This is a genomic window from Rhizobium sp. BK377 (assembly GCF_014193935.1).
Classification (GTDB): domain Bacteria; phylum Pseudomonadota; class Alphaproteobacteria; order Rhizobiales; family Rhizobiaceae; genus Rhizobium.
The window spans coordinates 1513375-1534665 of record NZ_JACIAC010000001.1 but is presented as its reverse complement, the minus strand read 5'-3'; the positions used below and the strand labels follow the sequence as shown (position 1 = coordinate 1534665).

19 protein-coding genes are annotated in these 21291 nt (G+C 60.5%); 2 read left to right on the top strand and 17 right to left on the bottom strand.

Features of this window, described 5'->3' with window-relative positions; translation table 11 throughout:
• Window positions 1-25: 25 nt before the first annotated feature.
• The 11 genes from FHT92_RS07615 to FHT92_RS07565 form a co-directional block, all read right to left on the bottom strand.
• Window positions 26-889, bottom strand: coding sequence for an ABC transporter permease (locus FHT92_RS07615; protein WP_183823856.1), 864 nt, complete (start codon window positions 887-889; stop codon window positions 26-28).
• A complete protein-coding gene (locus FHT92_RS07610; RefSeq protein WP_183823562.1) occupies window positions 889-1836 on the bottom strand; it encodes an ABC transporter permease in 948 nt (315 codons plus the stop codon). The genes FHT92_RS07615 and FHT92_RS07610 overlap by 1 nt, the downstream gene beginning before the upstream one ends.
• A 42-nt stretch (window positions 1837-1878) precedes the next feature.
• On the bottom strand, window positions 1879-3408 hold the full coding sequence (locus FHT92_RS07605) for an ABC transporter substrate-binding protein (protein WP_183823560.1): 1530 nt from the start codon (window positions 3406-3408) through the stop codon (window positions 1879-1881).
• A 146-nt stretch (window positions 3409-3554) separates the two neighbouring features.
• Window positions 3555-4472 carry a LysR family transcriptional regulator gene (locus tag FHT92_RS07600; RefSeq protein ID WP_183823558.1) on the bottom strand — a complete coding sequence of 306 codons (918 nt, stop codon included), beginning with the start codon at window positions 4470-4472 and terminating at the stop codon, window positions 3555-3557.
• Between the two features lie 46 nt (window positions 4473-4518).
• Entirely contained in the window at window positions 4519-5514 is a 996-nt protein-coding gene (locus FHT92_RS07595) for a P1 family peptidase (protein ID WP_183823556.1), read from the bottom strand.
• A 124-nt stretch (window positions 5515-5638) separates the two neighbouring features.
• Window positions 5639-5833, bottom strand: coding sequence for a hypothetical protein (locus FHT92_RS07590; protein WP_183745770.1), 195 nt, complete (start codon window positions 5831-5833; stop codon window positions 5639-5641).
• Between the two features lie 523 nt (window positions 5834-6356).
• Entirely contained in the window at window positions 6357-9284 is a 2928-nt protein-coding gene (locus tag FHT92_RS07585; protein ID WP_183823554.1) for an aminotransferase, read from the bottom strand.
• Window positions 9285-9396: 112 nt separating this feature from the next.
• A complete protein-coding gene (gene purU / locus FHT92_RS07580; RefSeq protein WP_183823552.1) occupies window positions 9397-10281 on the bottom strand; it encodes a formyltetrahydrofolate deformylase in 885 nt (294 codons plus the stop codon).
• A 213-nt stretch (window positions 10282-10494) separates the two neighbouring features.
• Window positions 10495-11511 carry an acyltransferase family protein gene (locus FHT92_RS07575; RefSeq protein WP_183745779.1) on the bottom strand — a complete coding sequence of 339 codons (1017 nt, stop codon included), beginning with the start codon at window positions 11509-11511 and terminating at the stop codon, window positions 10495-10497.
• A 52-nt stretch (window positions 11512-11563) separates the two neighbouring features.
• Complete coding sequence (locus tag FHT92_RS07570) at window positions 11564-12835, bottom strand: hypothetical protein (RefSeq protein WP_183823551.1); 1272 nt, start codon at window positions 12833-12835, stop codon at window positions 11564-11566.
• Between the two features lies 1 nt (window position 12836).
• On the bottom strand, window positions 12837-13892 hold the full coding sequence (locus FHT92_RS07565; protein ID WP_183823549.1) for a glycoside hydrolase family 5 protein: 1056 nt from the start codon (window positions 13890-13892) through the stop codon (window positions 12837-12839).
• Between the two features lie 131 nt (window positions 13893-14023).
• Between FHT92_RS07565 and FHT92_RS07560 the strand changes: the two genes are divergently transcribed.
• Window positions 14024-15634 (top strand): GumC family protein, encoded by a 1611-nt coding sequence (locus tag FHT92_RS07560; protein ID WP_183823547.1) that lies wholly within the window; start codon window positions 14024-14026, stop codon window positions 15632-15634.
• Window positions 15635-15703: 69 nt separating this feature from the next.
• Entirely contained in the window at window positions 15704-16030 is a 327-nt protein-coding gene (locus FHT92_RS07555) for a hypothetical protein (RefSeq protein ID WP_183823854.1), read from the top strand.
• Window positions 16031-16066: 36 nt separating this feature from the next.
• Here the strand turns inward: FHT92_RS07555 and FHT92_RS07550 are convergent, their stop codons facing one another.
• Genes FHT92_RS07550 through FHT92_RS07525 form a run of 6 tightly spaced genes read right to left on the bottom strand, consistent with a single transcriptional unit; the run spans window position 16067 to window position 21274 of the window.
• Window positions 16067-17224 (bottom strand): class I SAM-dependent methyltransferase, encoded by a 1158-nt coding sequence (locus tag FHT92_RS07550; protein ID WP_183823545.1) that lies wholly within the window; start codon window positions 17222-17224, stop codon window positions 16067-16069.
• Window positions 17221-18081 (bottom strand): phytanoyl-CoA dioxygenase family protein, encoded by an 861-nt coding sequence (locus tag FHT92_RS07545; protein ID WP_183823543.1) that lies wholly within the window; start codon window positions 18079-18081, stop codon window positions 17221-17223. The genes FHT92_RS07550 and FHT92_RS07545 overlap by 4 nt, the downstream gene beginning before the upstream one ends.
• Window positions 18078-18803 (bottom strand): WbqC family protein, encoded by a 726-nt coding sequence (locus FHT92_RS07540; RefSeq protein ID WP_183823542.1) that lies wholly within the window; start codon window positions 18801-18803, stop codon window positions 18078-18080. The genes FHT92_RS07545 and FHT92_RS07540 overlap by 4 nt, the downstream gene beginning before the upstream one ends.
• A 1-nt stretch (window position 18804) precedes the next feature.
• Window positions 18805-19359, bottom strand: coding sequence for a GNAT family protein (locus tag FHT92_RS07535; protein WP_312858751.1), 555 nt, complete (start codon window positions 19357-19359; stop codon window positions 18805-18807).
• Window positions 19344-20096: a cephalosporin hydroxylase family protein gene (locus FHT92_RS07530; RefSeq protein WP_183823540.1), complete on the bottom strand. Its 753-nt coding sequence runs from the start codon at window positions 20094-20096 to the stop codon at window positions 19344-19346. The genes FHT92_RS07535 and FHT92_RS07530 overlap by 16 nt, the downstream gene beginning before the upstream one ends.
• A 29-nt stretch (window positions 20097-20125) precedes the next feature.
• The gene (locus FHT92_RS07525) at window positions 20126-21274 is read right to left on the bottom strand and encodes a DegT/DnrJ/EryC1/StrS family aminotransferase (protein ID WP_183823538.1); all 1149 of its coding nucleotides are present in this window, start codon (window positions 21272-21274) and stop codon (window positions 20126-20128) included.
• Window positions 21275-21291 lie beyond the last annotated feature (17 nt).

Here is a 21291-nt window from a genome sequence, read left to right as displayed (position 1 = left end):
TCGGGCATTTTGTCTTGGGAGGACATCAGCGGCTCGCTTCGCGCGGGTCGAAAAGGTCGCGCAGCCCGTCGCCCAGCATGTTGAAGCCGAAGACGGTGAGCGCGATGGCAAGGCCGGGCAGGATCGCCAGCCACGGGGCCAGTGCAAGAAAGGTCTGGGCGTCAGCCAGCATGCGTCCCCAGGTCGGTGCCGGCGGCGCCATGCCGAGACCGAGGAAGGAAAGGCCGGCTTCGGTCAGGATCGCAAGACCGAGCTGGATCGCCGCATGCACGATGATCTGGCTCACGATGTTCGGCAGCACGTGGCGGACCGAGATCGTGAAACGGCTGTTGCCGATCGCCTGCGCTGCCAGAACATAATCGCGGCTCCATGCCTGCAAGGAGGTGGCGAGCGTCACGCGCGCAAAGACCGGTATCATGAAGATGGCGATAGCCGTGATGGCGGTAAAGCGCCCCGACCCGAGAAATGCGCCGAGTATCATGGCGGAAAGGATGGGCGGCAGGGCGAAGATCACGTCGCAGGCGCGCATCAGCAGCGTTTCATAGGGACCGCGGATGGCAGCCGCAGAAATCCCGGCAATGGAACCGAGCGTCCCGCCGATGAAGACCGCGCTGACGGCGATCGACAGCGAATTCCAGCACCCGACCATCAGCATGGAGAGCACGTCGCGGCCGAACTGGTCCGTGCCGAGCAGGCCGAAGGCAAGCGGCGGCTGCAGCTTGTGAATGATCTGCATCTTGGCCGGCGGCAGCGGTGTCCAGAAGAGCGATAAAAGGGCAATGGCGGCCAAGGCACCGATGACGACCGTACCGGTGATTAGTTTCTTTCGCCGGCTAAGCCTGAGGCTTCGGCGTCGCGTAAGGATGGCGGAAGAGACGATGGGTGCCATCATGCCGCCTTTCGCATGCGCGGGTCGATCACCAGATAGGAGAGATCGACGATGAAGTTCATGACGATGACGAGGGCCGCGAAGAACAGCACGACATCCTGCATCACGATGATGTCACGCTGCGACAAGGCCTGAAAGGCAAGCCTGCCGAGCCCGGGCAGGTTGAAGACGTTTTCGACCAGAACCGCGCCAGCGACGAGAAAGGTGAATTGCAACCCGAGGATAGTCAGGATGGGCACCAGCGCATTCGGCACGATATGCCGCCAGAGTACGGTGCTGCGCGACAACCCCTTGGCGACGGCGGTACGCGCGAAATCCTCATGCATGGTGTCGAGCACCGCAGACCGAGCGACGCGCGTGAGAACGCCAGCCTGTGGCAGCGCCAGTGCCACGGCCGGCATCACCAGCGCCTGCAATGCCGGCAGAGGCCCGGCGTCCCATCCGGGAAAACCACCTGCCGGCATCAGACCGAGGGTTGTGGAAAACAGGATGATGAGCAGCAGCGCTACCCAGAAAGCCGGCACGGCGATGCTCACCTGCGAGAAGACGGTGGCTATTGCATCCACGATACCGCCCCGGCGCGCTGCCGCGAGCACACCGAGCGGCAATGCGATCAGCACTGAGAGCACGATGGCGATCAGCGCGAGCGGCAGCGTCACGGCCAGCCGCTCGACGATCAGCCCGGCGACCGGGACGCCATAGGTGTAAGACTGTCCGAGATTGCCGGAGAAGACGCCGGCAAGCCATTGGCCGTAGCGCGGGATGAGCGGCTGGTCGAGACCGAGCTCGTGCCGCAGCGCGGCCAACGTTTCGGGACTGGCGGAAGTGCCGAGCATGATCGAAGCGGGATCGCCCGGCAGCAGATCCATGACGGCAAAGATCACCAGTGAGACGACAAGAAGGGTAATGACAAGGCCGGCAAGGCGGCGGGCAAGCAGTGCGATCATGTCCTGTGCATCACTCTGTCAGCCGTCGCCCGCATTGGATGTCTACTCGTCCCAGGAAACGTTGCTGAGAACGTTGGAGGGGATCGGCTCGTTTTCCCACAGTCCCTTCAGCTTCTTGTCCCAGATGCCGAGCTTAGGCATGACAAAGAGGTAGAGCGCCGGCACGTCCTCGGCGAGGATCTTTTGGGCTTCGCCGTAGATCTTTGCCTGTTCTGCCGGATTGGCAGTTTCCTGCACCTTCTTCATCAGATCGTTGAAGGCGGGGTTCTTGTAGTTGAAGTAGTAGGGATCACGCGAGTAGATGTCGATGTCCATCGGCTCCGCGTGGGCGACGATCGTCATGTCGTAATCGCGGCCGCTCAGGACGTCCTTCACCCATTTTGCCGGGAATTCCGTAGGCTCGATGTTCATTGTCACGCCGATTTCGGCAAACATCGCCTGCATCACCTGCGCACTGCGCGGCGCGTAAGCCATCTGCGGTGATTTGATCGTGAAGGTAAAGCCGTTGGGATAGCCAGCCTCTGTCAGCAGCGCCTTTGCCTTTTCGATATTGTAAGGCAGGACGCCGGTCATGTCCTGATAGCCGGGATCGTTCGGCGTATAGTGGCTGCCGATCGCCGTGCCGAGGCCGGACCAGGCGCCGTCGATCACCGTCTGGCGGTCGATCGCCATCATCAACGCCTGGCGTACGCGCTTGTCGTCGAACGGCTTGCGCGCATTGTTCATGCCGGCCACGACCTTGAGTTCGGTATTGCCGATCTTGGTCGCAAGACGCGCATCACCATCGAAGGAGCTCATCAGCTCCGGTGCGGCAAATTCCGGAAAGGCGTCGAGATCGCCGGATTTCAGTGCCGCGGCCTGTGCCTGCGGATCGTTGATGAAACGGAAGGTGACCTTGTCGAGCTTTGCCGCGCCATCCTTGTTCCAGTATTCGGCATTCTTCACCAGTTCCACATGGTCACCCTTGGCCCAGGTGGAGAACTTGAACGGTCCGGTGCCGACAGGCGTCGTCTTGTCGTTATCGGCAGACTTCGGCCCGACCATGACGGAAGCCGGCCAGCCGAGCCAGTAGATCAGGCTGCCGGTCGGATTGGAAAGATGCAGCACCAGTGTTTCGGCATCCGGCGTATCGATGGAGGCGATCGACGCGAAGAAACGCTTCTGCGGATTGACGGAATCCTTGCCGCGGGCGCGGTCGAGGGTGAACTTGGCGGCAGAGGAATCAAAGACCTCGCCATCGTGGAATTTGACACCGGTCTGCAGCTTAAACGTATAGATCAGCCCATCGGGGGAAATCTCCCAGCTCTTGGCGAGCTGCGGCTGCACCTTGCCAGTCTCGTCGATGCTGACCAGCCCTTCGAAAATGTTCTGCCAGGTCACCTGGCCGATCGCGACAGGAGCGGCAATCGTCGGGTCGAGTCCGGCAGGCTCGACGCTCATGCCCAGATTGAGTGTCGTTTTGGCGGCTTCGGCGGGCGTCAGCGCCAGCATCATGGTGCCGGCCGACAGCGCCACGCCTATGGAAAGACGTAATAAGAGACGCGCCGACGGCGCGAGCGAAACCTTAATCATCCTGTTCCCCTGTCTGGTTCCGCAGCTGGGCGGATCCTTTTTGCGAATAGAGTGACACCACGCCAGTGCACACACAATGACGATTTTGTGTGCTCGGTGTAGCCGAAAAAGCTACACAGCAATTTCTGACCTAATGCAAGTGGACCTTACTCTCTGCGGTCTGCCTTGCGGTCCGATCGCTCGCGCATGAAGCGCTCGATGAAATCGAGAAGCTTCGTTGCGGCAAAGGAAAGCTGCCGATCGGGCGCCACGCAGAGATCAACATGGGTGCGGATGCTGGTCTTCCCGGCAAGGGGAATGGCGCGGAGCTGCCCGGCCTCGATCTCGCGGCGAACGGTGAGCGCCGGCAGCAGCGTTACCGCTGCGTCGCTCAACACCAGTTCCTTGAGCATCTCCAGCGAACTTGTCACAAAAACCGGATCGAGGCTCAGCCCCTCCTTTTCGAACAGCGCGTCGAAGGCCTGGCGAAAGCCGAAGGATTGATCGGGCAGAGCCAGCGCGTAATCGGCCAGTTCCTTCAGGGGAATATCCGGACGCGCTGCCGCCGGATGGCGCGGCGAAGTGATGAGGTCATAGGCGATTTCCGAACGCAGCCGCACCTTGGTGCCGGACATCGGCGCAAACAGGGTCACCGCAATATCGGCTTCTGCGCTGTTGACGGCTTCGATTGCCGCCCGTGCGCTGGTAATCGTCACGGCAAAGCGGAGCTTGGGATATTTCAGACTGAATTCGGCCAGCGCAGGCGCAAGCAGATTGGCAACGGTCGCGCCGTTTGCGTAGATGTTGACACGGCCGCGCTGCAAGCCTTTCAGGTCCTCGATCAGCTGCTGCACATGGTCGAGCTCACGCAGCGTCCGGCCTGCGCGTGCTGCCAAGAGCTCGCCGGCAGCCGTCAGCTTCACACCGCGGGCGCTGCGTTCGACCAGGGGTGCGCCGAAATGGTATTCAAGGTTCTCGATCTGCCGGCTGATCGCCGTCGGTGCGACATTCAGGTTTTCAGCCGCCTGGCGCATGGAGTTGGTTCGCACCAGTTCGTCGAAATACATCAGCGCCCGAATCTGCATTCACCCGTTCTCCGCCATCAGGCAATCTTCGGAATAGTCTAAGCAATCAGCGTCCGGCCGCATAGCGGTCGCGCCATGCCATAAGCGCACCCGGCACCGGAAGCGCCGTCGCCTCGTAGACGCCGCGCGCGATTGCCCGCGCCATGACGATCCCGGCGAGATGGCACAATTCCATCAGGCTTGCCATGTCGTTGCGCTTGTGTTTGCCGGTGGACGCCGCAAAAATCGTATCGCCGTCGAGCGGCAGGTGGGCAGGCAGCACCGCCCGCGCCAGCCCGTCGTGAGCGGAGATGGAAAGCCGGTGCGCCTCCGCCTTGATCAGCGACGCGTCGGTGACGATGGCGCCGATCGTGGTGGCCGTCGTCTTCACGCCCTTCAGCCGCAGGCTGTGGTCCATCAGGCTGGGCAGGCCGAGCCCGCCGAATTCTGCATTCTGCTCGAACGGTGCGGCCCAAAAATGGGGGCCTTGGCCAATTGTTACAGAGCCGACGGCGTTGACGGCGACGATGGCCGCGATGCGGTGCCCGGCGCTGCTGACGGCACTGGCCGAGCCGAGCCCGCCTTTGAAGGTTGCGGTCGTCGCGCCGGTGCCGGCTCCGATCGTACCGAGACCGAAAGCACCCTTGCGGGCAGCCCTGACGGCTTCATATCCCATCTCGCGATAAGGTGAATGCACGCCCCAATCTTTGTCGCCGCCATTCAGCAGGTCCATCAGGATCGCCTCTGGTACGATCGGGATCCGCACCGGGCCGACTTGGAATCCGCGTCCCATCTCCCGCAATCCGGCTTGCACGCCGCCTGCCGCGTCGAGACCGAAGGCCGATCCGCCTGACAGCACGAAGGCGTCGACGGCATCGACGACCATCGAGGGGTCGAGCAACGCTGTATCGCGCCCGCCCGGCGCACCGCCGAGCACGCTGCCGGAGGCGACTGCCGCTTCATCGAAAACGATGGCGGTGACGCCGGAACCAAGCGAGAGATCGGTTACATGGCCGACGGAGACGCCTTCGATATCGGTAAGGAGATTGAGAAGATCGGACAAGCACGGGTTCCAGTCGTGAAGAGTGGCGTGCCGATAGGAAGTCAAATAGCTTCAAAAAACAAGACCGGCCCGTTTTGCCGGGCCGGTCGAAAATCCTCGGGTCGAACCAAAACCGCGTTCCGCCTCAGGCATGAAGCGGCTTCGGGTGGCGACGGGTCATAAGATCGTGAATGGCAAGCTTCACCTCGGCGGGTGAACTGAAATGCTGCTCGTCGAGATCATGGACATGGAATTTGACGGCGATGAACTTCAGCCGATCTTCATCAGGAATGACGATCCCGACAGGGACGCCTGCATATTCGATAACTTCTTTTTTCATACATAGAACTCCTGCCGCGCGGATGCGCAGGCTATGGCGAATTGACTTGTCTGGTACCGTTGAAAGGAAGGACGAATGTCACATTCGACAGTTCGGGCGGGAGAGGGCGCCCGGACGGTCATTGCCAAGCACAGATCGCCCAAGGACTTTGGCGAGAATTTCGATATCAATCATGTCTCGATCCTTATGTTGGCGTTGCACTTGCATTGATCCCGGCAGAACCCGGGACCGGTTAAGGAGCATCTCTATAATCTACAAACTTAGTAGAAAATAGTCGATGACCTGTAAGAAACATATTCCGAAACGTGTCAAAATCTCGGCGATCCGGAAAATTTCATTCCATCACATTTGCGTTTGCAGAAAGAATTCTATCACGCCTTCGTGCAATCCATGTGACCGTTCGAGATGCTCTCGTCATCGCCGAGGCAGACATAGGAAGTTCATTTGATTCCGGCAATGGGCACTTCGCTAAAAATCGAAAAGCCTCGAAAAGACCGAATTGGTTAACGACGAAAACCGCCATCTACCAGCCTTCGCGCAACACCTTTTCCAGCATGTCGACGAAGAAATCAGCACTTTGTTCGCTCAGGCAGAGCGGTGGCTTGATCTTCAACACATTCAGGTGATCGCCCGTCGGCTGCATGATGACACCGAGTTCTAAGAGCCGGTCGCAGATCGCCGCCGTCTCTTCGGTCGCCGGCTCCAGCGTCACTCTGTCGCGCACGAATTCGAGGCCGAGATAAAGGCCCATGCCATGCACGGCGCCGACGATCGGGTAGCTGTCGATCAGTGCCGCCAGCCGCGCCTTCAAATGGTCGCCCACCTTCCGGGCATTGTCCTGCAAACGCTCCTCGGCCATGACGTCGAGAACCGTCATGCCGGCTACGCAACTGACTGGGCTGCCGCCGGCCGAGGAGAAGAAATAACCCTCCTTCTCCAGCGAGGCGGCGATTTCCTTCGTGGTGATGACGGCGCCGAGCGGGTGGCCATCGCCCATTCCCTTGGCGATGGTGATGATATCGGGCACGACGCCTTGCTGCTCGAAGCCCCAAAAATAATGGCCGAGCCGCCCGTAGCCGACCTGCACCTCGTCGGCAATGCAGAGGCCGCCGCGCTCCCGCACCTGCCGGTAGACCTCCGTCAGATAGCCGTCGGGCAGCGGAATACCGCCGGCATTGCCATAGATCGATTCGGCGATGAAGCCGGCGAGCCCCTCTCCCTTGGCATCGATGGCCTCCAGCACCGGCATCACGCTGCCGAGATAGTCCGTAGTCGATTCCGGCCCGCGGAACTGGCCGCGATAGGTGTTGGGGGAAACGACGGCATGAACCCAGTCCGGCCGTGTCGTCAACGCCTGCGGATTGTCGGCGATCGAAGTGGAGACCGCGTCGCTTGCCACCGACCAGCCGTGATAGCCCTCCAGCAGGCAGAGCATGTTACGCTTGCCACTATGCGCCCAGGCAAGCCGCAGCGCCAGATCGTTGGCTTCCGAGCCGCTGTTGACGAGGAACACGGCATCCAGGCCATCGGGCGCCAGAGACGCGAGGCTCTCTGAAAATTCGGCGACGGCGGCATAGTGGAAACGGGAATTGGTATTCAGCATCAGCCATTGCTGGCCGATCGCTTCGGCTATGCGCGGATGGCCATGGCCGAGGATCGTGACATTGTTGACCATGTCGAGATAAGTGCGCGCCTCGACATCGAAGAGATGCTCTTTCCAGCCGCGCTCGATCTGCGGCGGGCGCTCGTAGTAATTCTTCTGCGGACTGGCAAAATGCGCCTGCCGCAGCTTGAGAAGCGCTGCCGTTTCAGGTTTTGGTGCATCGGCATCCGGCCCGAGGAGCACTGAAGGCGAGGGGCAGAGCGCGGACCACGCTCCGGCTTGCTGCGGCGTCGCAAAGAGCGGCGGCTCGAAGCCGGCGATGCTGCAAAGCTGCAGGCGCAACCCACCGAGTGAGGACGTCTCGCCGGAGACCGTGCCAAGCAGCTGACCGGCATCGACCTCGCTGCCATCAGCGACGGAAAGTTCGATACCGTCGATATGCAGCTTTATATCGGCGCCTGTGAGGACCAGATGCTGGTCGTACCAGGTGATTCGGCCGGCAAAGGGTGCTGCAACGATGCTGCCCGCTGCAAGGCAGATATCCGTGTGCAAGGCATAGGTCGCCTGGGCTTTCGCATGGTGCAGGCCGGCGCGGGACAGGCGATATTCGCCGTAACGCGTCGCCGCAGCCCCCGTTTCCGCCGCCGCGCGGGCAAGAAGCCGCCAGTCCATATCGGTCGCCAGCCAGTTTCCATCGGAAAAATGCGGGCTGCGCACCCCGAGATCGACATAGGCAACGGATGCAGGATCGATTTCCGGCAGGAGCGGCTGCCAGTCCGTCGTATCGATACCGGCAATATCGATACCCGCCGCTTTCAGGATGGCCGCTTCCATCAGTTCGAACGGCACGGATATCGCCGTATCGAAGATTCGCCGGTCACCCTCCAGGTTTCCTCGGACATAGTCATTGTCAGGATCGATCGCGATCTGCTGCTCACCGCTGGCGACGAGGATCACCGCGCGCGCCACGATAAGCGGCCAGAGTGCCTTCAGCTCGTCCTCGATCAGCGGATAAATCTCGTGATAGGCCTTTACCGCCGGCAGGATGTAAAAGGGATCGCCATCTGCCTGACGCAGCAGAGAGGCACAGGTCACGGCAAGGTCGCCGACCAGCCAGCCGCGGATGATGTCGCCGAAATCGATCACTCCGTCGGGAACAGGCCGCCCGTGCGCATCAGGACGGCTGACGACATTGTCGCCCGTTACGTCATGATGAACCGCCTGCAGCCTCAGCGACGGCGCAAGCGGTTGGATCCGGCGCACGGCCATGACCATCGTCTTGGCGATCCTGTCGCGCGCGGCGCTGTCGGTAATAGAGGAAAGCAGTTGCACGGCCACAGGTCCGGCGCGGCGCAGGTCCCATTGCAGGCTGCGATCGAGACCGGGATGGGTAAAATCGGCGAGCGCCTCGGCCAGCCGCGCGCAAAGCGCGCCGAGCGCTGCGATCGAAGTCGGCGCCAGATAGGTGCGGTGCGTCAGGCCTTCGCCTTCGAGATATTCCAGCAAACGGACCTGATAATCCTGCTCCCGCACGTTGACGGAAACGATCTCCTGCCCCTCGGTGGATGTCATGACGTTTGGAACACGCGGCGCACTCGCCTTGGCGCGCAAATGATGGATCGCCGCATTCTGCGCGTTGAGTTCCTCGGTCTCGTAGGCGGCATGGCAGATCTTCAGCACATAGCGGCCGTCTTCCGTGTCGAGCCGGTAGTTGCGGTCCTGCTGGCTGCCGAGCTCGGACAGCGAGCCGGAAAGCCCGTAATGGGAAAGGAGAATATCCGCGGCTTCGGACGCCGTCACATCGGGGCGCGGCAGCGCCATGCGGTCCACAAGCGCTTCCTCGGACATGGCACCCCCCGCGGCATGATTCGACTACCTAACAAAAAGATAATCAAGCACTTGCCGACAGGCAACGGAAGATTGCGGCTGCCAGGAGTTTGGTTGGAGGCAGGTTGCCTGTCTAGCCCATGCGCTCTGAAGCATAGCTTCCGGGGCTCGCGGGGAAGACGATGGTGCGGTTGCCGTTGAGGAAGACGCGGCGGTGGATATGCGCATGGATGGCGCGCGCCAGCACCTGGCTTTCGACATCGCGGCCGATCGAGACATAGTCGTCGGCACTCTGCGCATGGGTGATGCGCGCGGTATCCTGCTCGATGATCGGGCCTTCGTCGAGATCGGCCGTCACATAGTGTGCCGTAGCGCCGATCAGCTTCACGCCGCGCTCATAGGCCTGCTTGTAGGGGTTGGCGCCCTTGAAGCTCGGCAGGAAGGAATGGTGGATGTTGATGATGCGGCCGGACATCTTCCGGCACATGGCGTCCGACAGCACCTGCATGTAGCGGGCGAGAACGACGAGTTCCGTGCCGGTCTGCTCGACGAGATCCATCAGCTGGGCCTCGGCCTGCGGCTTGTTTTCCTTCGTCACCTTGATGTGGTGGAAGGGGATGTCGTGGTTCACGACTACCTTCTGGTAATCGAAATGGTTGGAGACGACGCCGACGATATCGATCGGCAAGGCGCCGATCTTCCAGCGGTAGAGCAAGTCGTTGAGACAGTGGCCGAAGCGGGAGACCATCAACAGCACTTTCAGCCGCTCGCTCCCGTCATGCACTTCAGCGTCCATGCCGAACTTCTCGTAGATCGGCTTGAAACCCTCCTTGATCTCCGCAAGGGTAGCGCCCTCTTCGGAGATGAAGCTGACACGCATGAAGAATTTGCCGGTATCGAGGTCGTCGAATTGCGAGCTGTCGATGATGTTGCAACCCTTTTCGGCGAGATAGGTCGAAATTGCCGCCACGACGCCGCGCGTCGACTTGCAGGAGACCGTCAATACGTAGTCCGTCATATCCTCTTCCCTCTTCTCAGCCGTCGGCCGTGCATAGATCAAAGCCGCGGCCGCGAACAGGCCGGCAAACTTTCATTTCTGCAACAAATCGCAAGGCGAACTTTCATGCCTGCGGCATTTGCTTTCATGGCCGCAAGCTTATGACAGGCCGCAGGGAATTCCGTTCTGCCTGCGCCGTTCGAAATCCCGTCCTCGCCTTCCGATATTTTCAGGTCAGGTGGCTGGCCGGCCGGCAATCCGCACTTTTCTGCGCGGCGTGATGATTTCGTGAATGATTGCCCCCACGATGGAAGAGAGAACGAGGCAGAGGATCACGAAGATGACGGGCTGCTGAAGCGCGCCGACGGGGAAACGGTTGGCGATAATCCTGAGGAAGGCCAGTGTGAAGGCGTGAGTAATATAGATCTCGTAGGAGGCATCGCCGAGATAGTTGAGCCATCCTACGAAGGGCAGTTTTGAAAAATCGATGGAAATAGCGCTGTAGACGATGAAGATCGCCGGTATGCCCCAGGCATAATACCGGCCGTCGGGCCGCACCAGATCCTCGTTGATGAAGAGGAAGGCAAAGCCGACGGCGAGCAGAACCCAGGCCCATCGCTGCGGCAGCAGAAGTTTCTGGCCATAGAGCCAGCCGAGCGCCACGCCGGCCAGGAATTCGAAAATGATGGGTTGGCCGTAGAATTTGGTGGCCGTCGTTTCCGGCAGCAGGTGGCAGATGATCAGGATGGCTGCGAAGGCACCGAACAGGGCGGGCAGGCGATAATCCTCACGGATCGGCAACAGCAGCGCGAAGATGAAGTAGAAGAACATTTCATAGTTCAGTGTCCAGCCGGGCACGATGACAGGCGCGATCATCGTCGGGTCGACCGGGTTGATCCACGGGACGAAAAGCAGCGATGCCATCAGATGCGGCAGATCGAAGGCTGTCGACTTGAGAAGCGACGGTGCAATAAGCGCCACAGCCGCGGAAAACAGCGTCGCTAGCCAGTAGAGCGGCACGATTCTTTTGATGCGCTTGCGTGCGAAATCGGCCGGCGTCATGGCACGCCCGCTGGTGGTCAGCCACATCACGAAGCCGCTGAGCACGAAGAAGATATCGACACCCGTTTCGCCATAGATGAACGAAGTCGCGTCGATGGCGGGATTGACCTTGGCAAGCTGCAGGATCGCGTGAAAATAGACGACCATCAGCGCCGCGATGGCACGCAGATATTGCAGCTGGACAAGCATCTGATGTCTGCTCCCACGGGCTCCCGCGGATCGCCCCAGGCGCCCCGCTTCGTCAACTCAGTACATTTGCCGGACGACCCTGCCGGATGCGTGGCGTGTCGCGGAAACGCATGAACCCGATAACAAGCCAGAGGAGGCCGGCGATTTTCATCGAGAAGATTGCCGTTCCCCCGATCATCATATTCAGAAAAATGAAAAGAGAAAGTGAATGGGCGCAGCGCCTTTGTGCCGGGCTCGTGCCCGCCGGAAACAGGCAGACGAAGAGCCAGAAGGCGATGACGCCGAAGATCGTCGCGCCATAGACGAGATACACATAGCCGCTGTCGGCGAATTCGGCGACTTTATCGACAGATAGACCGAGGATCGCCAACGGATCGAGATCCATCAGTTTCTTCATCGTCAGATTGATGCGCCCGGTGAAATTGTCGCCGATCGCATTGGGATCCTTCATGTAGACGAGGAAGCCCGCGCAGACGATGAGCGGCATCAGCGCCAGATTGAAGGCCTTGGGAATTTTCGGAAAGACGAAATAACCGGCGATGCAGCAGATGCAGAAGATCAGTATCGTGCGGGTGTCGTTGGTCGTCAGGATCAGCAGCGCTGTCGCAATGGCCAGCGCCCGGTCGATCCGCGTCAGCCGGTCCCACATCGAAATGAGGTAGATCGCGATCACGCCGCAGAAATTGGCAAGCGACACCTGCTCAAGAAAGATCGAGGACGAGCGATGGTCGATGATGCCGAAGGAGAAGCGGCCGGGAAAGCCGAGCGCATTCTGGAAAAGACCGGTCGTGTTGAAGCTGAGCGGCTTCAGCCCGCGCGTGTTGGCGAAATAGTCCGAGGGATGCACGATACTGACATAGAAGGGCACGCTGATGATCTCGAAGATCAGGAAGAGCAGCACCATGAAGCAGGCCACCCGGAAGATCAGCTTCAGCGTCCGCTCGTTGCACCAGCCTCCAAGCCCCGTAAAGCAGAAGATGATCAGCACGTTGCGGAAATGATCGATGAAGGCCATGCGGTTGAGCGCGCTGACATAGACCGTCACGATCAGCGTAAAGAGCATGAACAGCAAGGCCGGAAGGTCTTCCTCATAGATCCCTTTGCGCAGGATGTAGATGATTGCGCTCGCCATGATCAGGCCTTCGCTGGCCGCCACATGCGTCATCGAAAGCGGCATGACGTTGTGGTTTATAAAGGCAAGAATTCCATTGTAGAGAACCGAGAGCAGCCCGAGGATCAGGACCGGGTAATCGAGACGCGAAGCCGGGCTGGCGGCACCAGCAACCGTTTCAAATCTCGCGCCTGTCTCTCCAATTGCTGCCACGTCACTTCCCCGCAGGCTTTACCGCTGCGCAGACGGGCGCATGGCTGGCCACCATCTGCTCAAGCAGGCGCATTTGCGGGCGCTCGGGCGTGTCACGCGGCTGTACGTTGAAGGGTTCGCTGGCCGGCCACCATTCGCCGGCGGCCCAGTAAGAGAAGCCGATCCACACATCGCTATTGTCGGACATGGTGGCGAGCATGGTCTTCAGGCCATCGAGGCAATCCGCATTTGCAGATCCGCCGAATTCGCCGAGGAAGCCGCGTTTGCCGTTCTTCGTCAGCCAGGCAGTCACATTGGCGATAGCATCGGTCGCAGCCTTCGCGCCCTCGCAGGTCTCATGGGTGCCGGAGGAATCCGCATCGAGATACTGATGGAACTCGTAGGCGTAAAAATCGAGCGGATCACGCACACCGAGCATAATGGTTCCGTTCGTACCGCCGATCACATCCGTTTCCCACGTTGCCGCTCCGCTCCAGGCCGTGCCGGGAACGAGGATGAGATTGCGCGCGCCGACCGCTCGAATGCCGCGGATCGCGGCATTGGCCGCTTTCAGCCAGTCGGTCGCGGGAATGTCATGCGGTTCGTTCATCAGCCCGAAGAGCACGCCGTCCTGATTGGCGAATTCGACGGAAAGCCGAGCCCAGAAATCGGCAAAGGCCGCATTCGTTGCGGGCGACTTGCCGACCTGGCCTTTGTCGTAGTAGCCGAAATTGTGCGGATCGAGCAGCACGTTCATCTTGTGCTTGCGAACCAGCGCGACCGTATCCTTCAAACGCTGCAGTTCATCATCGTCGAGCCGTGCGCCAAGCGTCGGCTGCAGCCGCTCCCAGCGGAAAGGCAGGCGAATGATCGTCATGCGCTTCCTGGCGAAATAGCTGATCGTTTCTTCGGTCGGATAGGTGTAGTTCGTGCCGTAGACGCCGCCGCGCTCCCCATACTCGGCACCGGACAGATTGACGCCGTAATAGCAAAGAGATGCGTCTGCGGCGTGGGCGGTGGACGAAATGGTCATGACGGCGGCAACCAGCAGCCTGTGCAGCAGTCTTTTCCGTTTCATGGGCCATCCTCGCGGGTCGCGGCAGGGTCGCCACATCAGCTTCGATCCCTCCATCTTAACGGTCCGTTAGCTAAGAATTTCTAAAGTCGCTCCTGCTTGGCCATGCTTTTTCGCCGGGCGGATGCGGTGTTATGAAACAGTATGACGGGAACAGGGTGAGCCGCCTGCCTGCCTGGCGCAGTTTTGAGTCGTCTCAGCCTGCGCCTGAAGGGAGCCGTGCGCGCAGCCCGATCATCCGGCCGACCGATTTCGTTTCGTCTCCACCGCCCGAGCCCGATCCCCTTCCGATTCGCCCGACAGCCTCGGAAAGCCGTCCAGCCGAACCGCCTCGCCGCGATATTCCTGCCCCCCCGTCAGCGCCCGAACCCGTAGTCGAGCAGGCTCCGGCCACCGCCGGACCATTGCTGGATATCAGGTCTGCGGTCGCTGCCGTCTGGAGCCGGCGCCTGATCATTGCCGGTCTTTGCCTCGCCGGTGCCGCCGCCGGCGCCGTGATCGCGCCCCGTATTCCGCAGAAATTCACCGCCGTTGCGGCTCTCTATTTCGATCCGCGTCAGATCGGTCTTGCCGACAGCGGCTCGCAGAATGCGGCCCCGTCGCCGGAAATGATTTCGACGCTGATCGATAGCCAGGTCCAGCTGTTGACCTCGGGCAACGTATTGCGTCGCGTAGCCGACGCCATGAAGCTCGATCAGGATCCGGAATTCACCGGCGGCAGGACAGATGGCGCAGCCATCATCGGCACCCTTCAGAAGGCTCTGCTGATCACACGCGAGAATAACACCTACGTGGTCTCGCTTGCCGCGACGACGCGCGATCCGGAAAAATCCGCGAAGCTTGCAAACCAGGTCGTCACCTCCTTCATGCAGGAGGAAAGCAGCGCATCATCAGGCCTTTACGAGACCACCTCGTCGGCACTCGACGGACGCCTCGACGATCTGCGACAGAAGGTGCAGGAAGCAGAGCAGGCGGTAGAAACTTTCCGGGCCGACAACGATATGGCGGCGACCGAGGGCAACCTGATCTCCGACCAGCGCCTTTCCTCCCTGAATACGCTGCTCGTCACCGCCCAGGAAAAGACCATTCAGGCCAAGGCCCGCGCCGATGCCGCCGCAAATCTTCGTGTCGAAGATGTCGTAGCCGGAAGTCAGGCGGATGGTGCCACAGGCACATCGCCGCTCGTCAGCCTGCGGCAGCAATATGCCGCCCAAGCCGCAGTCGTCGGCAGCCTGCAGAGCCAGATGGGTTCGCGTCATCCGCGCCTTCAGGCAGCCCGCTCATCGCTTGACAGCATCGGGGCGGAGATCAAGGGCGAGCTGCAGCGGGTCGCGACCTCGGCAAGAGCTGAATACGAACAGGCCAAGAAGGCCGAAGACGATATCGCCAAGGAGCTGGCGGTCCAGAAAGCCCTGCAAGCCACAACGTCGGACAAGCAGGTGCAGCTGAACGAGCTGCAGCGCAAGGCGACGGCCGCCCGCGAACTTTACGAATCAGTCTTGAAGCGGTCCGGTCAGACCAGCGAAGAGCAGAACCTGAGCCAAAGCAATATCCGCATCGTCTCGCCCGCCGAAGTTCCCGTCAAGGCGGATGGGCCGAGCAAGAAAGTCATCATGATCGCAGGCCTGATCGGTGGTCTGCTTGCCGGTTTTGCTGTCGGCGCAGGTTTTGCGATCCTTGCCGGCCTCTTTTCTCATCCGATCATCAGAAGCTATTTCCGCAAGCCCGCCCGCGCTTCCGCTTGATGGCAAGCTTCGATCTCCCTACATCCTGAAAATGGGCGCCGAAAGAGGATGTCCGTGAAAGAGGTTGTGATGCGGTTCGCTGCGCTTCTCCTGCTGTCGCTTGTTGCCGGTGCTTCGGCTGCGCCCGCGTCTGCCATAGACTGGCAGACTTCCGGCAGGCAGGCCGTGCAGCCGCTCTATCCCTACAAGGATCTTCCGGGCGTGAAGGCACAGCCGGACAAGAAGGTAGAGGAGTCGTACGACTGCCACACCGAAACCGTGCAGATCCGCCGCCGCTACGACCAGATCTTCCGCTCCGGCGGCATGCCGACCCTTATGTACGTCTGTGAACGCGACGGGATCGTCTCTATGGACAGCCGTGTTCCGCTGCGCGGCCATTACCAGCCGGTGCGGTAGAAGCCGGAGGCGCAATACGCCGCCGGCTGTCTGATTTCAGGCTTCCAGCCAGACAAGTTCGAGACCCGGCTTGTGCAGGTAGGGCATATTGCCGATCGCGGTCCGCGCCTTCAGCGGATTGAGTCCGACGAAGAGTGCTTCCGCATCGTCGGCGATCGCCGTCGGTGCGATGACAGGATGCCCGAAATGCACGGCGTTCTGCATGTTCGGGTTCTGGTCGAGGAAGGCGGTTATCGCGACTTCGTTGCGAATACGGCTGAAGATCCAGCTTCCATAAAATCCGGCGCCGTAGATTGCCGCCTTGCGTCCACGAAAGTCGTCGGCACGCTTTTCAAGGGCGGCGGCCGAAGTCCGCCAGAACTCGCAGATTTCCAGCCCGCGCTCGACGGCCTGTCGGACGAGAGTCGCATCCTGCTCTTGCTTAACCGGGGTTTCGCTGCGGATAGCGACGACGAAGAAGGCGCCGGGGAAGGATGTGGCGTCAAGGGTCGCCACCTCGAAGCCGCCCGCTGCAAGCGCCCGGCGCAGCGAAGATTCGCTGAAATGATTGACGTGATCCGCTACGGTCATGTCGCCCGGATTGGCTGAAACGTCGGGCATCGAAAGCAGCAGCGCGCCGCCCGGCTTCAATAGCTTGTGGATTCCACGAATAAAACCGATCGGATCGGCGACGTGCTCGATGACGAAATGGCTCATCGCCGCATCGAAACGGCCGCTCCACGCCTCTGGGACCTCGTAGGTCGCCTGCGCATCAGGCGCAATCCAGCCGTCCCAGGCTGGTGCGTAGTCGGCAGAGACATCGAAGACATGCGGTTCGATATCCGGACGCGCGGCGAAAACCTTGCGCAAAGTGTCGGCTTTTGCTGCCCCATAATCCAGAAGTTTGGCGCCATGTGGAAGGTCAAGCAGATTGCGGGAAAGCTCGGCCTGATGATCCGTACGATAGACGATCGTACCGTCGGCCTTGACCGCAAAGATCTGGTCATGGTCCTTACTGTTCAGCGAAATGCGATAGCCGGTATCGTAAAAGGCCTCGATATCGGGAATCTCGTCGCATTGTGCATGGCCGCATCCGTCGCAGACGTAAACGCGCGTCGGAACGTCGATCAGGGTCATGATGGAGGTGAGGGCCGGCGCCGGCGTTTCATAGGCCAGCGCCGCAATTTCCCCTCCGCAGACGCGGCAAGCCGTCATTCGGCCGCCTCGCGCTGAACGGAAAGCTCTGGAAGCACATCGGCGAACTTCACGCCGGCGGCAAACGAACCCTTCCAGCCGATACGGATGCCGACAGGCTCGAGGTAGTTGAAATAGCGGAACTGGATGCTCCAGCGCGGCGTGGTCGAGACGTTGTGGCCCGACTGATGCAGCGTCAGGAAGTCCATCAGCACGAGGTCGCCAGGGTTCGTCAGCGGCGCGACATGCTTGTAGCGGGCAAGACGCTCTTCGGCACGGTCGAGATGCAATGCATAGGCACCCGTCTTGCCGGCGCCGGCGTCGTCTTCATAGACCGGAACCAAGCCTTCGGCGTGTGAACCGTGGGCGATCTGCACCGGACCCATTTCTTGTGTGACCGGCAGAAGGGGGGTCCAGAAGACGATACCGTCTACACTTCGCAGCTGACCGGGAAACTCCTGATGCCACTGCGCACGAAATTTCTCTTCGCCCGGATTGTCGATGCGGATGCCGTAACCGCCGGCCGCAATGCCTGGAACGCTGTCGGGACGCAGCGCCTTGAAGGCACTGTCGTTGGTGACATTGGTGACAAGGCGCATGAAGGCCGGGATCTGCTTGACCGCATCATAGACCTCACCGCCCCACGCGCGGTTCTTGGCGATCAGCTTCGGATAGGCAATCGTCATCGCCTCATGTGTGGTTTCGGTCGGAGCATCGACGCCATACTTCCTGCAGATCACTTCGAGAATCTGGCGGATGCCTTCCTGGATCGGCACGATGTCGGCAGCCGGATCGTAGAAGCCGCGCATGACGAGGTAGCCGTTGCTGTTGAATTCAGCGCGCAGGCCATCGGTGATCTTTGCGTTTGCGTTGGTCATGATGTTACCGTTTCCTCCTTCAGGAAGTCTTGCCACGCCACGGTGGCCGGGATGAGACAATTACGCGCCTCCGGACCCATTCGGGCGATCAGGTCGAGTACAGAAACATAGGGGGTGAACGTGCCGACAGGCTGAGGCCAGGGTGTACGGCTGTAGTTCATATAATCCACCTGCACACCGGCGCGTTCGAAGGCCGCGTGGTCGAGATAGTTCGCCGCGCCGTGACCCGTCAGGTAACGAGTGCCGCCCGCCTTCAGCACGATGTCGAGCACGCGCTGCCACGATGTGCCTTCGACGCCCATCTCGCTCGTCTTCTCGATCGTCCGGCTCGCACCGATGCCGAGATAGCGGACAGGTTCTTCGATACTGGCGATCAGCAGATCCAGTAGCGAGGAATGGCGGTAGACGCTGTCGAAGATCGAAACGGCATCGTCGAGAAAGGGGGCGCCGAGTAACGACTGGCGCAGCAGCGCGCGATGACTTGCCTTCCAGTCCTCACCCGCAGCAGTGAGTTCCGAAATCATCTGGAAACTGCCCTTGCCGGCAAGCGGAATCGTCATCCAGCAGCGGTCGTTACCGCGCAGAAGCTGGATGCGGTTGGTGAAGCTGCCTTTTGAAAACTGGGTATCGTCCAGATAGATATAGCTGTCAGCCAGCATGAGCTGCTCGAAAAATCCCGGCCAGGGAAAAAGCATCGGTTGAGTAATAACGACTGCGGTCATGTCACCTTTCCTCCAGCCGCCGTTCGAACAGCGCTACGTCGCGTGTCATGCCATCAGCGTCGGTGAAATGCGCCCTGAGGATGCCTATTTCGCGATAGCCGAGCGACAGATGCAGTCGGATCGAGGCGCTGTTATCGACATCGATTTCCGCCATCAGTTTCCGAAGACTGAGAGCCCGATAGGCATGGAGGCCGAGTTCGGTCAGAGCCGCACGTCCGAGCCCCAAACCGCGGGCGCCTTCTGCCAACACGATTCCACCGTATCCGGTAGCATTTCGACGGTGGACCTGTGTGATCTGCACATAGCCCGCAGATTTGCCACTTGCCTGGTCCTCGATGATGAGGAAGGCACCGCCTTTCTCATTTCGCCGGCGTTCGATCCAGGCATCGAGCGCCGCATCATCAGTTGCGTCGGGCACGGTTAAGAGAAGTGACTGGAGTGCGCTGTCGCGGCGAAGCGAGAAAAGCAGGGGACGATCGCCATCAGCAACCGGACGCAGTCTGATCGACGCCCGATGCGAAAGGTGGCGATGATTTTCCATCATTTGCGGACGCACTTGAGATATCCTCCCGGCGAGCTGGAAAGGACCAGCTTGCCGTTCAGTGCCTCGTCGGTTTCAAAGCGGTCTGTCTCTGTGAGATAGGCATTGAGCGCCGCATAAGGTTCGTCGCCCGGATACCAGATCTTCGAACGTTTCGTCGGCGTCTGCGACATGTCCCCACGGCCGAGCAGCGTATCGGCGACGACGATATACTGGCCTTCGGTCACGAGCGGGCCGTAGCAGCGCAACTCGTCGAGAACGTGGTCGCGGCTGTGGTCGCTGTCGAGAACGACCATGACCGAAGCGCCGGCTGGGATTTCGGCCTTGACCTTGGCAAGTGTTTCGGCCGTCGTCGATGGTCCCTCGATCAGCGTGATCAGCGGCGAAAGCGGATGCTGCTCGATGGAGTCGCGGTTGTGAGCGCGGATATCGATATCGACGCCGATGACTTTGCCCTTGCCCATTACCTTCAGCAGCGAAGCCATGAAGATCATTGAGCCGCCGCGCGCTACACCGGTTTCGATGATGACGTCGGGTTTGGTGTTCCAGATCACTTCCTGGGTGGCCATGATGTCGGCCGGCATCTGGATGATCGGCACGCCCATCCAGGACCAGAGATAAGCGTAATCATACTTGTCCAGCGCTACCAGCGTATTGAGCGCATGCTGGAAGGCTTCCTCGTCCTTGCCGAGCGCGAGTGACATTTCGCGCTTGTGGGCTTCGAATTCGAGGCGATCGTCCTTGGTGGTCATAATTCTCTGGAACCTTCTGTATTCTGCGCTCAGGCCGACTGGCGGAGGTGAACGGCGCTTTTGTCCTGATGGCTGCGGACGATCGAAATCAGTGTCTCCGCTACGCGGTCGATGTCGGCCTCGCTCATGTCGTGGTAACTCGGCAGGTTGATTGCCCGCTCCGGAATGCTCCAGGCGTTGATGTTGGCCGGCTTTTCCACAAACATCGAAAGGCTGGAAAGCGGGTGGAAGAAGACGCGTGCATCGATATTGGCGGCTTCGAAGGCCTGTTGCAGCACTTCGCGGGTGATACCGGTGGCAGGGTGGAAGACGGCTGTCGGCATCCAGGCACCGTTGATCGTGCCGGTATATTCCGGGTTCATGCTAATGCCGTTGAGCGTCGAGAGCCGCACCATATAGGCGGCCAGGATATCCCGCTTGCGGGAGACGAGCTCCTCGATGCGCTCCAGCTGGGCGCAGCCGATCGCCGCCTGGATGTTGGACATCTTGTATTTGAAGCCGATCGCATCGGGCCAGAACTGTTTGCTCTGCCCACGCGCACGGCCGTGGTTGCTGAGCGTCAGCACCTTTTCATGGAGGTCGGCATCACCAGTCACGAACATGCCGCCTTCGCCCGTCGTCAGCGTCTTGGTGCCGTGGAAGGAGAAGGTGCCGAAAATGCCCATGGAGCCGGCGCGCCGGCCGTGCCACGCGGAACCGATCGCCTCGGCTGCATCCTCGATGACGGGGATGCCCGTACGGCGGCTGATGTCCAGCAGGGCATCCATGTCGCAGAGATTGCCGTAAATGTGGGTGGCGATAATGGCGCGGGTGCGCGGCGTGATGTGGCGTTCGACCTCCAGGGGATCGATACACCAGGTATCCGGCAGCACGTCGACGAAGACAGGCTCGGCGCCCAGATGCTTGATCGGTGCGGCGGTTGCGATCCAATTCGTGTCGGCGAGGATCACTTCGTCGCCGGCCCCGATGCCGAGCGCCGCAAGCCCCATATGCATGGCGCCGGTGCAGCTCGACGTCGCAATCGCGTGGCTGGTGCCGAGATAGGCCGCGAATTCCTTCTCGAAACGGATGATATAGTCGTAGCAGCGGGCGCCCCAGCCGTTCGCCGCGGCATCGGCTGCGTAGCTCGTCTCAAGCTCGGTGATGGACGGTTTGGTATAGAATATCCTGTTGGTCATGCCTTAATTCTTTGTGA

Coding starts and splice junctions, on each gene's coding strand:
- purU (WP_183823552.1), bottom strand. CDS start 10,281: ATGACGGACTACGTATTGACGGTCTCCTGCAAGTCGACGCGCGGCGTC.
- FHT92_RS07600 (WP_183823558.1), bottom strand. CDS start 4,472: ATGCAGATTCGGGCGCTGATGTATTTCGACGAACTGGTGCGAACCAAC.
- FHT92_RS07565 (WP_183823549.1), bottom strand. CDS start 13,892: ATGAAACGGAAAAGACTGCTGCACAGGCTGCTGGTTGCCGCCGTCATG.
- FHT92_RS07615 (WP_183823856.1), bottom strand. CDS start 889: ATGGCACCCATCGTCTCTTCCGCCATCCTTACGCGACGCCGAAGCCTC.
- FHT92_RS07540 (WP_183823542.1), bottom strand. CDS start 18,803: ATGACCGCAGTCGTTATTACTCAACCGATGCTTTTTCCCTGGCCGGGA.
- FHT92_RS07585 (WP_183823554.1), bottom strand. CDS start 9,284: ATGTCCGAGGAAGCGCTTGTGGACCGCATGGCGCTGCCGCGCCCCGAT.
- FHT92_RS07560 (WP_183823547.1), top strand. CDS start 14,024: ATGAAACAGTATGACGGGAACAGGGTGAGCCGCCTGCCTGCCTGGCGC.
- FHT92_RS07530 (WP_183823540.1), bottom strand. CDS start 20,096: ATGACCACCAAGGACGATCGCCTCGAATTCGAAGCCCACAAGCGCGAA.
- FHT92_RS07575 (WP_183745779.1), bottom strand. CDS start 11,511: ATGCTTGTCCAGCTGCAATATCTGCGTGCCATCGCGGCGCTGATGGTC.
- FHT92_RS07545 (WP_183823543.1), bottom strand. CDS start 18,081: ATGACCAACGCAAACGCAAAGATCACCGATGGCCTGCGCGCTGAATTC.
- FHT92_RS07555 (WP_183823854.1), top strand. CDS start 15,704: ATGCGGTTCGCTGCGCTTCTCCTGCTGTCGCTTGTTGCCGGTGCTTCG.
- FHT92_RS07525 (WP_183823538.1), bottom strand. CDS start 21,274: ATGACCAACAGGATATTCTATACCAAACCGTCCATCACCGAGCTTGAG.
- FHT92_RS07605 (WP_183823560.1), bottom strand. CDS start 3,408: ATGATTAAGGTTTCGCTCGCGCCGTCGGCGCGTCTCTTATTACGTCTT.
- FHT92_RS07590 (WP_183745770.1), bottom strand. CDS start 5,833: ATGAAAAAAGAAGTTATCGAATATGCAGGCGTCCCTGTCGGGATCGTC.
- FHT92_RS07550 (WP_183823545.1), bottom strand. CDS start 17,224: ATGACGGCTTGCCGCGTCTGCGGAGGGGAAATTGCGGCGCTGGCCTAT.
- FHT92_RS07610 (WP_183823562.1), bottom strand. CDS start 1,836: ATGATCGCACTGCTTGCCCGCCGCCTTGCCGGCCTTGTCATTACCCTT.